Below are 12,952 nucleotides of genomic sequence, written 5' to 3'. Positions count from 1 at the left end.
ACAAACCCTATCCAAAGGGTATTTCGCATATATTAAAGAGTTTTTAATCTATTTTAGCTACTCTTTCTTCAAAATCCTCAGGATAAAGAGAGCGTAAACGGATGCGAGAACGATAAGAATATACCGTCTGCTTGGAACATCTCAAGAAAGCAGCAATCTTCTCATTCTCCACAATACCCAAACGCAACAAGGCATAGATGCGTAACTCTGTGTTAAGTCGGCCGACCTTCTTGGGTTGAATATTCTCGTCTTCCTTCATCAAACCATTGAAGGACACAACAAACTCTGGAAAGATTCGGAGGAAGATACGGTCGAAGTCCTCAAAGAACTCTTCGATTTCATCCTCCACGATGGAACTTGACTTCAAACGTCTATAGAGTTCCTGCAGTCCACCATTGGCAGCCAATTTATTGAGTGAACGTCGATAAGCATCCAACTTATCTATATAAGCCGAACACTTGTTCATAAACTCCATGATATAGATATTCTTAATCTTATTACTCTCGAAGAGTGAGCTATTGGTCTCTTGCAGAGCCGTATTGGCTTCGTTCAGTTTGTCATTGGTAGAAGTCAATTGTGTATTGAGAGAATTCAACTTCTGGTTCATCTCATTCAAACTCTTGTTTGACTCTTCCAAGGCACGGTGAGCATGGGCGATTCGATGCAACTGCTTACGAGTATAAATCATCAAAGCCCCCACCAACATCAAGAGGAAGCTCACGATAATCAATCCTAAGGTGATATGTGCTCGCTCGGACTTGCGCATGGCATCATACGCATTATCTATAATAGGCAAAGCATCAGAAACCTCAATAATACGTAGTCTCGCATTACAAAAGGTAGCATCCTCCATCGACTTTCTCATATACAAGTAAGCACGAGTTACATCACCCTCCTCATATAATAAGGTGGCAAGACGACGAAGCGACACATACTCCTTGATACTATTTTTCAAATCAGACATGGCTGAAATGATGAGATACTGCTTTTCCTTATCCTTGTCATTTATCTGGCGATAAATATCAGAGATACAATAAGCCACATATCCCATCTCTCGGTCATCCACCGTCAACTTTTTATAAGAAGCAAGGAGAATATGCAACGCATCTGTATATTTCTGATTCGTTATCAAGAACCCAGCCTTGTCCCAATCGCTATTCAAGACATTTAAGTTCTTGAGCGAATCTCGGTAAAGCAAACGCCTCCGCTCATAGTATTCACGCTGGATAGAGGTTATCGCTGTTTGACGAAGTCCCTCGTAAAGATCGCCATACAAACTATAATAGTATTGGCGCATATCATTGGACATCAAACTGCCATCCGTTGCCGAAAGTATTCTGTTCGCCTCCAAATAGTTGCCACTCTTGGTAAAGATACCCGCAATATCCAACTCAGAATAGACACTGTCCTCATAAACATTCAATTTCTTTGCCAAACTAAGTTTTCGTTCCGCATACACGTATGCAGAATCCAAATTAAAAGGATAGTATTTAGCGAAGATGTCACGAGACACCGCCAATCTTTCCTCATCATTATTCGCTCTACGAAGCTTTTGCTTCAACACGTCAATCCTCTGCTCGTACTTATGAGTATAAACGCTACTGTTCTTGATGACCACATCAAGTTCCTCAAGTGTGTACACTTTGCAATACGGAGGTGTGGCAAGGGCAAAAGTATCCATGCACAGAGCTATCACCGTCAACAATAAATGCTTTATCACGATATTATTTATTATTTTGTAATGATAAAAAAATAACATGGTACATTTTGTATTACTTTTATGAAGTGATACATGGCTAAATGGTAGTACTTTGAGTACCCCATTCATTTCATATTTACTATAGTTTTCCTTTGCCATAATTTAATATTTCCTTATTTCCGCAATACTATAATTTAATGTTTTTTATAAGCAGAGGGTGTGTCATAAGTCCATGATGCACCCTTTTTCTCTTTTTCACCATCAAGTATCAATTGAAAGCCTTTCAACCATACAGGTCGCCAGATTTCCTATTTCCGTTTTTGCTGTTCTCTTATTATCCTGAACGCCAAATCGGCAAACTTTTTTAATGCTGCCTGAACCTGTCCTCGTCCGAAAGCCCAGAATATGAGGGCGGCAGAGGCTGGTGCTGCATGCGTTCCTACATATTGGCGCATTTTAGGAACCGTACAGTTTTCAATGCCAAGTTCATGCATGGCACAGAATATTTGGGCAGCCGGCACTTCAAAATCAGTCTTGGTGCGCTGATCTCTAAGTACCAACGTGGTTTTGTTAACCTTTACCACCTTGTATTCCTTATAGGCATTACTGCAATACACCTTGATAGTCTTTATCTTTTGAATAAAGCTATCGAATGTCAATGTATTTATATCTTCTATCATAACTAATGGGGTTTAAATGTTGTGGTGATAAGCAAATCATTCCACCTTTTTATTATAATTCTCCTCTATTATGGTGCAAAAGTAAGTTTTTTCTGTGAATAAACCAAGAAAAATTGCTTTTTTCTGAAGCATGTACAATATATTCTTTTATCAGGTATCTATTTACATCTTTTTAATTGCCAAAAACTTGCATGATTCAAAAATTAACCGTATCTTTGCGGCTAAAGATAGGAATAGGAGAAAAGATTATGGCAAACAATAAATTCAGAAAGCTGCCGGTAGGCATACAGTCTTTCAATGTCATCAGAGAAGAAGGATACCTCTATGTTGACAAAACTGACATGGTTTGGAAATTGGCGAACCAAGGTTTAAAGTATAATTACTTGAGCCGTCCTCGCCGATTCGGTAAGTCTGTGCTTGTTGATACACTCCAGGCTTACTTCGAAGGAAGGAAAGAGCTCTTCGAAGGACTGAAAATCATGGAGTTGGAGAAGGAATGGAAACAGTACCCGGTTATTCGACTCGACATGAGCCGAGGGGGAGCGACAGCAAATGAAGTTAAGGCATACCTGGATCGAACTTTTGATGTTTATGAGCAATTATATGGCATCCATATCAAACCAACAGATTCACTAGGAAACCGCTTCGACCTCATCATTAAAACCGCCTATGAGCAAACAGGGCTCAAGGTTGCCATTCTTATCGATGAGTACGACTCTCCTCTCCAGCACTCGTGGAAAACTCCCGAGCATGAGGGTTGCACAGAAGTATATAGAAGCGTGTTTGCCATTCTGAAAGCTGATGATGCGTACCAACGTTTCGTCTTCATTACGGGTATCACCAAGTTTACGCAGATTTCTCTTTTCTCAGTTCTCAACAACCTGACCAATATCAGTTTCCTTCCTGAATATGCAGCTATCTGCGGTATTACAGAAGAAGAAATCGGGGAGAACTTCAAGCCGGAACTGGAAAGAATGGCTGAAGTGAACGAGTGGACCTTGCAGCAAACTCATGATAACCTGAAGGATTACTACGATGGATACCATTTCAGTCGCAGAAACATGGTGGACATCTACAATCCTTTCAGTCTCCTTAATGCACTCGACGCACAAGACTTGAGCTGTTTCTGGGTTTCATCAGGAGCAACATCCATGCTACCTAAGTTTGTGGACAACATGGAACTGCGCTTACGGAATTTCGAAAATTGTCCGATTTTACGCAAGACTCTTGAGAGTTCTGACGTAATAAATGGTGGTGCCGAACTCTTTCTTTATCAGACGGGTTACCTTACCATCAAGTCGAGCGATGAATTTGGCTATTTCTTAGGTTTTCCAAACCAAGAAGTGAAACAGGCTCTTTACGAGGTTGTACTGCCAAGCCTGACCATGAAATCAGAAAGCGATATTATCAGTCTGCAAGGCAGTCTGTTCCGCCAATTGGGTACCGGGCAAATCGCAGATGCCATGAAAACGTTGAAAGCATTGGTTGCCGATGTGCCTTACAGCAACAAGAAACTTGCCTCGATGGATATGGAAGAGCGCTACCGTCTCATCATCAGTACTATTCTGAATGCCATCGGTCTGAAAGTGGAGGTAGAGCATATGCTTGCAACAGGAAGGATCGACCTCATCGCCCAAACTTCACGCTACATCTACGTGATAGAACTGAAACTGAAAAATAATGGTGGTAAAAAGGCTGCCATTCAGCAGATACTGGATAACAAATACCTGGAGCCTTTCCAAGCAGACAAGCGAAAGGTGATAGGCCTCGGCATTGAGCTGGACGAAGAAGGCAAAGGGCTATTGGATTGGGGAATTACTGAAGAATAAAAACATAGAAGAAGAGGGCGTGCAAAGACTATATCTTGCACACCCTCTTCTTTTTTCCGATTCCTACAATATCTCCAACTGATCCTTTACCGCCTTATAGCAGCGGCGGGAAACCGTGATTTCCTCATGGTCGAAAGGAGGAGAAAAGATGCAGCGGAGCGTATAATTCTCGATGCAGAGAAGATAATCGAGATTGATGATGCAATCCTGACGAACCTGAGCCAGAGAAGGCGACATGGAAAGGATGGTCTTTGCCGTGGCCTGCCTCTTCAATTTATAAACCTGCCCATTCGACAACTTCAACTGCCAAAGATGAGTAGCCTCATCAAAAGTGCAACTGAACACATCATCGGGCTTCAACATCAATAAACCCGAAATGGTCTGAATGGCAAGACGCTTGGCTGCTGTTCCCAGCATCCCATTCATTCCCGAAAAATCCTGAGCCTTCTGAGAAGCCAAGACTGATTCAGAAGAACAGGAAGAGAACTCTGGAACGGAAGAAGCATCTTCATCCACATCATCTCCATCTTTCATTTTCTGCCGGATTCGGTCTACCACCAGTTCAAACTCATCCTGCTGATAAGGTTTCAACAGGAAATCGAAGGCAGAGGCTCTGAGCGCATCAATCATATACTTATCGAAGGCGCTGTAAAATACTACGATAAGTTCCATCGGAATTTCATCTCTCAGAGATTGCAACACCTCAAAACCCGTCTGTCCAGGCATTTCAACATCGATGAACAGCACATCGGGCTGTATGCTCATCACCAGATTCTTTGCCGATACCGCCGAAGAGGATGTGGCAATCACCTCAAAATCTTCCAGAGTTGCCAAATCATCCTGCAACCTGTGGATGCTCTGTGGTTCATCGTCCACAATCACAACCTTAATTCTATCTTGCATGTTATTTCTTTTTAAATTCTTATGAAAAGTTTCTTACTTAAAGACATTATAATCGTAATTACATGGAACTCCGATACTTACACATATTCCTCTATTCCTGGTAGCACCCTCCTCTTCTGATGCTCCTCTGTTGCTCTGCATCTTGAAAAACATCTTGCGTTCGTTGCTTGCATTAAGCATTTCGATGGTACTGTTCAGAATTCTCAATCCGGTTCCCGTACTGGCAGCACAATTTTTCTTTTTCTTGCCAACGGTACCCGAAACTCCACATCCGTTGTCTGTAACATCTATGCGGAGCATATCGTCCTCAACCCAGATGTTTACATCCAGCAAAGGCTTATCTTCCGTCTCTTTCATTTCCACAAAAGCATATTTCAAAGCATTCTCTACAGGAATCTGGATAATCATAGACGGCAGCATGAGCTTCATATCCACATCCTTGGCAACATGGAACTGAGGCATCGGAAGGAACGGATTGGTTTCATGGCGAAGAGTAGAATAGCTCGTCACCATCTGCAGTTCCTCTTCCAAACTTACCGCCATCTTATCGCAAGAAAGCAAGTAGGCACGCAGTACCTGTATCAGAAGATGAAGCGGTTTGACATTAACCCCCTTCGGAAGATTAGATACGAAGATATTGAGCACATTAAATACAAAATGAGGCGAGAAACGATTGCGCACATTCTCCATCTTCAGAGCCATCATCCGGTTCATCTCCTTATGATGCTGATGCTTGCTGCGCATCCATTTGTAACGGATGAAAGCGATGAGAGCCAACACGCTCATTACCAGCAAGCCGATAATCAGGAGCAGGATGACTCTAAAGGATCTTACCTCTGCTTGCGTGGTGCTAAGGGATAAATCACGGCGAACGATGGCCGTATCCTGCTTGAATCTCAATTCATTCTCCTGAACATTCGAAACCATCGTAGCGTTACGGAGCGAATCGTCGTACTGATTCATCAGTTTCTGATATTGCAGAGCCTTGGCATATTGTCCCTTTCGTTCACAAAGAGCCGCCAGTCCCTTATGATAAAGGTAAAGATAATTAGGCGACATCTTGGAGAGATCGTATGGCTTGTTCAAAATCTCAGTAGCCTTCGCCAGACTATCCTGCTTCAGAGCCAGAGATGCATTCAACCCATCCACATAGAATTGCACATCGCTCTGCATTGAGGGCTGGGCAAAGAAGAATTTCGTGGTAAGAGTCAGATATTTCTGTGCAGAATCCAACCGGTTGAGTTCCAGATAAGTCTGTCCGAGATTAGCATCAACAATAGCCGTCGCCAGAGGCTGTTCCATCTGCCGTGTAGCCTTTTGAGCCTTCAGGAAGCATTTCAGAGCCTCAGCCGGTTTTTCCTGACTGCTGTACACATTTCCCCAACTGTTGTAAAAGAAATAAACATCTTTCGGATTCTTTGGCGGATACAGGCGTTCAGCCTTCTGGAAATAATGATGCGCCAGCTGATAATTCTGCAAATCATTATAAACCTGTCCCAGTCCTGAGAGAATACTGTTCTGGGCTTCATGCTGATTCAGAGAATCTGCCAGGAAATAGGCACGGCGATACCAGGAAGAAGCATCCGCCAGCTTACCCATCTGTCTGGACGCATCGGCAATATTGATACATACATCAATCGCCTTGCCGCAACTGTCAAGGTTCATGATTTCATGATAAGCTTTCTCATAATAAATTAAAGCCTCCTTCCTCTTGCCGGAAACCAGCAAAAGTATGCCTTGCAGATTATCAGCATAAGAAAGAATTCTGTTGTCAGGAGTTTGTTTGCAATAAGCGTTAACCGAATCTATCAACGACTGGCATTGGGCATCAGCCCCCTTCATATAATAACATTTAGCTATTAATAATTTTTTCCATTGATCGCTTTTATCGGGATTACCTTCACATTTGAAATTTCTTATCAGCATGATCATCGAATCAGGATGACTCTGCATGAGAGATTGGTGACCGGACACAAATTCATCAATATCTTTATGCCACGACTCATCACCCTTCTGCCGATGAGAACAAGCAGCAAACAGCAGCATCAGAACGAATAGCCACAGAAGGCACAGTCCGTTCTTAATCTGCATCGTCATTATCTTTCTATATACACTTACCATGATAGACTATTTAAATGAATTTATGTTTCAGTTGCGAAAGTACAACAAAAAATCCAAATAAACAAAAAAATAACTGAAAAACTCATGTTTTTGCAAAAATATGAACTAAAACGCGTTTAAATGTGTATCTTTGTAGCATGGAACTGCATTTATTCAAAAATATAGAACAAAATAATATACCTGAAAGGATGAACAATCCATTCAGCTACGAACCTCATCCGCTCTGCATCGAAGCATGCAGAGAGTTGCAGGATGAACTCTCACAGCGAAACGACTGGCGGGAGGAAATAGACCGTGGAAAGATGTTCGGCGTACTTATCGTAGAAGCCGACAACAGTAAGATTGGCTATCTGAGAGCTTATAGCGGACAGATTGGCGGCAGAAGCGACTGGGAAGATTTTGTACCAGCAGTATTCGATTATCTCCAACCCGACGGATATTTCAAGAAACATGAGGCTGAGATTTCAGAATTGAACCAGCAAATCAGACAGCTTGAGACTAATGAATATCTGAAAAGGGCGAAAGGTCTGATTGATATATTGCAACAGAAGCGCCAGGAATTTATCGCCAACTATCAGACGAAGATAAAAGAAGCGAAAGAAAAGCGAGATGCAAGGCGCAAGGAAGCTCTTTCTGCAGGAATATCTTTGAGCCAGGAAGAGGAAGAGGCGATGATAAAAGAGAGCCAGTTTATGAAGGCTGAACTGAAGAGACTGAAGAAATCGGTAAACGAAAAGACGGCGCTGGAAACGGAATACGAAGTCTACGAAAAGGACTTGAAAAAGGCGAAACAGCTCCGCAAAGAGCTATCAGAAGCGCTTCAGCAATGGCTGTTTGAGAAATTCCAGATGCTGAATGCGGAAGGAGAAAGCAAGGACCTGCTGGAGATTTTCAAAGACGAGGCGGTTAAGATTCCACCTGCCGGAAGTGGAGAATGCTGCGAGCCGAAACTCCTGCAATACGCTTACCAGCATGGCTACAAGCCTCTGCAGATGGCGATGTTCTGGTGGGGAGAGAGTCCGAAAGAAGAAATCAGACATCATCTTCAGTTTTATCCTGCCTGCAACGGAAAATGCAAACCGATACTACATTGGATGCTGCCTAAAACAGTCTTTGAAACCCAACAGACCGAAACTACTATATATAATAAGGTGGAAACGCTCTACGAAGACCGTGAACTGGCAGTCATCTATAAGCCCGAAGGTTTACTCTCGGTTCCGGGGAAAGATGCAGCCCAACCTTCCGTCTACGCTCTGATGCGCAGGAAATATCAGGAAGCTACCGGTCCGCTCATCGTCCATCGTCTGGACATGGCAACAAGCGGACTGATGATTATTGCCAAGACCGAGTTTGCCTATCATCGCCTGCAGAAGGAGTTTCTGAATCATCGGGTTCAGAAGAAGTACGTAGCCATTGTTTGCGGAAAAGACAAGGAATCGTGCAACCGGATTCTGAAAGAAGCTGAAAGCGGAAGAGGTTACATCTCGCTCCCCCTGATAGCAGATTTCCTAGACCGTCCACGACAGATGGTAAACCGCGAACAGGGCAAGGAAGCCATTACAGAATACGAGGTTCTAGAGCGTATTGACGATACCCATCTTCGCCTGGCGCTCTATCCTAAAACGGGCAGAACGCACCAGCTGAGAGTGCATTGTGCCCATCAGGAAGGTCTGAATGCCCCTATCATCGGCGATCCGCTCTACGGCAACGAGCCGGCAACAAGACTGCATCTTCATGCAGAGGAAATCACATTTGAGCACCCGATGACGGGAAAGAAGATGACTATAACAAGAAAGGCTGATTTCTAACCGAAACCAGCCTTTCTTCATATCTGCGGATGACAGATTCCGCAGAAACAGATGAAAACATCGTAACATCAGACAAAGAACATCACAATAACCTGAGCTATCACCACTCTGATAAACATGCCGAGCGGATAAACCGTAGCATAACTGATACTTGGCGTATCGCCATCCAGCGTCTCGTTGGCGTAAGTAAGCGCCATCGGATTCGCCATACTTCCACAGAGGATTCCGCAGATACTGCCGAAGTCATACTTCTTGGTCTTCAGGATGATGAGACCTACGATAACCACAGGCACAACCGTGATAAGGAAACCGATGCCTACCCACATCAAACCTTCCGGACGGACTACCGTCTCGAAGAACTGTCCACCAGCCGCCAATCCCAGGCAACCGAGATAGAGGGCAAGCCCCAGTTCTCGCAGCATCAGACCCGCACTTCGCGTCATGTAAGAGATGAAATGCACACGAGGCCCCAGCGCACCAATCAGAATACCCATTACGATAGGACCACCGGCAATACCCAGACGCACAGAAGCCGTCATTCCAGGAATATCCAGAGGAATGGTTCCCACGGCAAGACCGAGAATGATTCCGAGGAAGATGGCGCCGAGGTTCGGCTCGTTCAGAGTCTTTACGGTATTACCCAGAAACTGTTCTACATGGTCGATACTCGTAGGGTCGCCAACTACCGTCAGTCGGTCGCCGTACTGCAGACGGAGGTCATCTGTAGCAAGCAGACGGATATCACCACGAAGCACTCGGCTCACATTCACGCCATAGGAATTTCGCATCTGCAGACTGCCCAGGCGCTTGCCGTTCAGTCCCGGACGGGTAACAACGATAATGCGGCTTTCTACCTTCGCATCAATCGCATTCCAGTCTACCTTATCATTATTCCACTCCTTATCCACCTTCTTTCCAAAGAGAATCTGCATCGCCGAGACCTCTTCCTTATTGGTAACCACGAGCACATTATCATTCGTATGAAGAACCGTATCAGCCTGAGGAACTATCACCTGTTCGCCTCTCCACACACGAGAGATGATGAACTTGCGATGCGTCATCATCGTAATCTCTGCTATGGTATTGCCGTTCAGGGCAGGATTCACGATTACGTATTGTCCGATAGACGTATGGTCATCATCATCATTACTGCGAATCTCCAGATCTTCCGGTTTCACAAAGAGTTTGCGCAAGAGCATCATCGCCAGGATAACGCCCACAACACCCAACGGATAAGTAACCGCACAGCCCAGAGCCGCACCTTCGCTAGGCAAGCCCAACTGCTGCAACGCCTGCTGGGCAGCACCAAGGGCAGGCGTATTGGTTGTGGCGCCACACAGGATGCCCATCATATCAGGCAGACTGATTGGCAAAATCCAGCACAAGCCGAGCGAGAACAAGGTTCCCACCAGGATGACAGCCAGACTCCAGAGATTGAGCGAAATGCCTTCGTGACGCATCGAACCGAAGAAGTTAGGACCCACATAAAGACCCAGCACATACACAAACATGGTAAGGCCGAAGCTTTCTGCAAACTCCAGCATGTTCTGGTCAATAGAGAGCCCTAGATGTCCCGCTATAATACCCACGAAGAATACGAAGGCTATGCCAAGGGAGATTCCTTTGACATGAATCTTGCCGAGAGCAAGACCCAAAGTACAAATCAAAGACAGGATGACGATGCCTTGCACCGCCGAATGCACGTTGATTAAATTATCAAACCACATAATGTTTCTTTATATCTATTCTAGATAATATTTTAAAATTGCTTTTTCTCGATGCAAAGGTACATTAAAATGCGAACAAAACAAAATAATTCCCATTTTTTTTTGTATTATTCTCGATTTGCAGTACCTTTGCATCCGCTAAATGTAATAAGAATGAAAGATATTTGTTGTATTGGGCACGTAACAAAGGATAAAATCGTGACCCCGAACAGTACGGTTTACATGGCTGGCGGCACCTCTTTTTATTTTGCCTACGCCATCAACCAATTGCCAAAGGATGTAAGTTTCTCGCTCATTACGGCGATGGATTCTACCGAGAAGGAACCGGTTGAAAAGATGCTCAAGGCAGGAATAGACGTCACCTTGAACCCATCGCGCAATACGGTTTTCTTCGAGAATATTTATGGCGATAATCCTAACGACCGTAAGCAGCGAGTGCTTGCCAAGGCAGATCCTTTCACCATCCAGCAGCTGGAGCATGTAGAGGCCAAGGTCTTCCACCTGGGCAGTCTGCTGAGCGATGATTTCTCGCCAGAAGTGGTTGCCTTTCTTGCCAAGAAGGGAAAAGTTTCCATCGATGTGCAGGGATATCTGCGCGAGGTGAGAGACGAGAAAGTTTACGCCATCGACTGGAAGGACAAACTCCAGGTGCTCAAGAACACCTATTATCTGAAGGTGAATGAGACCGAAATGGAGACCATTACCGGACTGAAGGACCCGAAGGAAGCCGCCAAGCTGATTCATGCCTGGGGCGTAGCCGAGGTTATCATCACCCTAGGTAGCGAGGGTTCGCTGGTTTATGTAGATGATACGTTCTACGACATTCCAGCCTATCCTCCTCATGAAGTAGTAGATGCTACCGGATGCGGCGATACCTATTCGGCAGGCTATCTCTACAAGCGCCTGCAGGGAGCCAATCCAGTAGAAGCCGGCAAGTTTGCTGCAGCCATGTGTACCATCAAACTGGAGCACAACGGACCGTTCAATCGCACCATCGAAGATGTAATGAAAATCATCAGATAACAGACGGGGCAATCCCCGCTTTTAAGAGAAAGGCAGTTTCCAACAAGCAGGAAACTGCCTTTTTTCTTTGAGTTCACCCTCCGCTTACCCTCTGAAAATATGTTGTTTAGCAACTTTTTTCATATATGGACCATTATGAACTTGCATAATAACGCATTTTTTCATACCTTTGCAGAGTAAATGAAACTGACAGTTCCAGATACACCTAGGAAAAGTAATCATATAAAATAAAGAAATCATGAAACAGAAGAAGCATCTAGCAATCGTAGGGAGCATGCTATTCGCATTAACCGCATGTTCAGGTGGTAGTTCCGAACTGGACCCGACAGAAAAGCCTACCCCGCCAGCAAAAGTATCTATCAGCATCAGCACTTCGATACTAAGCCGTGCTACGGATCTGGCTTTCGAAGCGGGCGACCAGATAGGTCTGTTTGTCGTCAACCATCAAGCCGACGGCTCTGCCGCAACGCTCCAAACGACAGGTAACTATATAGATAACACGAAATTTATCTATGATGGAACCTGGAAGGCAGCATCCCCAACCTACAGGAAAGACAACAGCACCCATGCCGATTTCTACATTTATTATCCATACTCAGGCTCTATCGGCAACATAGAGGCGATGCCTTGGACTGTAAATGCAGACCAGAGCACAACCGAGAACTACAAGGCTAGCGAACTTCTGATAGGCAAGACGATGGATGTGACTCCTACCGAAAACGCCGTGAAGATAGACGCCAAACACGTGTTGAGCCAGATGATTATCAATCTCGTGGCAGGAAACGGTTTCACAGAGGCTTCGCTTGCAGCAGCCAAGATTAGCGTAAAGATTAACCGGCTGAAGACACAGGCTACAGCCAATCTTTCTACAGGCGCCGTAACAGCCAAGGGCGATGTTACAGACATCATTCCGCTCAAGGAAGAAGGCAACAACTACAAGGCACTCATCATTCCGCAAGCCGTAGGCGAGGGAAATCTCATTACCGTAAATGTTGACGGCAGAGATTTCAATCTTCCTAAGTCATCTAAGTTTTCCGCTTTCGAGGCTGGCAAGAAGCATAAATTTACCGTTACGCTCATCAAGACCAGCAACGGCGTGAATGTAAACATCAGCAAGTGGGAAGACGACGGTATCGACTATGGTGGTACAGCCGAATAAAAA

Annotated in this window: 9 protein-coding genes; 4 read left to right on the top strand and 5 right to left on the bottom strand. The window is 44.6% G+C overall.

Features of this window, described 5'->3' with window-relative positions; genetic code table 11:
* Positions 1-43: 43 nt before the first annotated feature.
* Together ACWJAO_RS01645 and ACWJAO_RS01640 are read right to left on the bottom strand one after the other, a co-directional pair.
* Positions 44-1,720: a DUF6377 domain-containing protein gene (locus ACWJAO_RS01645; RefSeq protein ID WP_449139037.1), complete on the bottom strand. Its 1,677-nt coding sequence runs from the start codon at positions 1,718-1,720 to the stop codon at positions 44-46.
* Between the two features lie 287 nt (positions 1,721-2,007).
* The gene (locus tag ACWJAO_RS01640) at positions 2,008-2,379 is read right to left on the bottom strand and encodes a hypothetical protein (RefSeq protein WP_218432684.1); all 372 of its coding nucleotides are present in this window, start codon (positions 2,377-2,379) and stop codon (positions 2,008-2,010) included.
* Between the two features lie 248 nt (positions 2,380-2,627).
* Between ACWJAO_RS01640 and ACWJAO_RS01635 the strand changes: the two genes are divergently transcribed.
* Positions 2,628-4,208: an AAA family ATPase gene (locus ACWJAO_RS01635; RefSeq protein WP_449139036.1), complete on the top strand. Its 1,581-nt coding sequence runs from the start codon at positions 2,628-2,630 to the stop codon at positions 4,206-4,208.
* A gap of 63 nt (positions 4,209-4,271) precedes the next feature.
* Here the strand turns inward: ACWJAO_RS01635 and ACWJAO_RS01630 are convergent, their stop codons facing one another.
* Together ACWJAO_RS01630 and ACWJAO_RS01625 are read right to left on the bottom strand one after the other, a co-directional pair.
* Positions 4,272-5,111 carry a LytR/AlgR family response regulator transcription factor gene (locus tag ACWJAO_RS01630; protein WP_144153595.1) on the bottom strand — a complete coding sequence of 280 codons (840 nt, stop codon included), beginning with the start codon at positions 5,109-5,111 and terminating at the stop codon, positions 4,272-4,274.
* A 33-nt stretch (positions 5,112-5,144) separates the two neighbouring features.
* Positions 5,145-7,208, bottom strand: coding sequence for a tetratricopeptide repeat protein (locus ACWJAO_RS01625; RefSeq protein ID WP_449139035.1), 2,064 nt, complete (start codon positions 7,206-7,208; stop codon positions 5,145-5,147).
* A 161-nt stretch (positions 7,209-7,369) separates the two neighbouring features.
* Here ACWJAO_RS01625 and ACWJAO_RS01620 point away from each other — a divergent pair, with 161 nt between their 5' ends.
* A complete protein-coding gene (locus ACWJAO_RS01620) occupies positions 7,370-9,040 on the top strand; it encodes a pseudouridine synthase (RefSeq protein ID WP_449139034.1) in 1,671 nt (556 codons plus the stop codon).
* 68 nt (positions 9,041-9,108) lie between these two features.
* On the opposite strand, the gene ACWJAO_RS01615 is transcribed toward ACWJAO_RS01620, so the two are convergent.
* Positions 9,109-10,767: a putative transporter gene (locus tag ACWJAO_RS01615; RefSeq protein WP_264901667.1), complete on the bottom strand. Its 1,659-nt coding sequence runs from the start codon at positions 10,765-10,767 to the stop codon at positions 9,109-9,111.
* A 153-nt stretch (positions 10,768-10,920) separates the two neighbouring features.
* Here ACWJAO_RS01615 and ACWJAO_RS01610 point away from each other — a divergent pair, with 153 nt between their 5' ends.
* Both ACWJAO_RS01610 and ACWJAO_RS01605 read left to right on the top strand, forming a co-directional pair.
* A complete protein-coding gene (locus ACWJAO_RS01610) occupies positions 10,921-11,790 on the top strand; it encodes a PfkB family carbohydrate kinase (protein ID WP_449139033.1) in 870 nt (289 codons plus the stop codon).
* A gap of 238 nt (positions 11,791-12,028) precedes the next feature.
* Positions 12,029-12,949, top strand: coding sequence for a fimbrillin family protein (locus ACWJAO_RS01605; protein WP_449139032.1), 921 nt, complete (start codon positions 12,029-12,031; stop codon positions 12,947-12,949).
* The last annotated feature ends 3 nt before the right edge of the window (positions 12,950-12,952 follow it).

The sequence above is a fragment of the Segatella sp. genome, from assembly GCF_977051555.1.
The sequence above is the reverse complement of the archived record's forward strand: the minus strand, read 5'-3'. Positions and strand labels throughout refer to the sequence as shown.

Coding starts and splice junctions, on each gene's coding strand:
- ACWJAO_RS01640 (WP_218432684.1), bottom strand. CDS start 2,379: ATGATAGAAGATATAAATACATTGACATTCGATAGCTTTATTCAAAAG.
- ACWJAO_RS01635 (WP_449139036.1), top strand. CDS start 2,628: ATGGCAAACAATAAATTCAGAAAGCTGCCGGTAGGCATACAGTCTTTC.
- ACWJAO_RS01630 (WP_144153595.1), bottom strand. CDS start 5,111: ATGCAAGATAGAATTAAGGTTGTGATTGTGGACGATGAACCACAGAGC.
- ACWJAO_RS01625 (WP_449139035.1), bottom strand. CDS start 7,208: ATGACGATGCAGATTAAGAACGGACTGTGCCTTCTGTGGCTATTCGTT.
- ACWJAO_RS01620 (WP_449139034.1), top strand. CDS start 7,370: ATGGAACTGCATTTATTCAAAAATATAGAACAAAATAATATACCTGAA.
- ACWJAO_RS01615 (WP_264901667.1), bottom strand. CDS start 10,767: ATGTGGTTTGATAATTTAATCAACGTGCATTCGGCGGTGCAAGGCATC.
- ACWJAO_RS01610 (WP_449139033.1), top strand. CDS start 10,921: ATGAAAGATATTTGTTGTATTGGGCACGTAACAAAGGATAAAATCGTG.
- ACWJAO_RS01605 (WP_449139032.1), top strand. CDS start 12,029: ATGAAACAGAAGAAGCATCTAGCAATCGTAGGGAGCATGCTATTCGCA.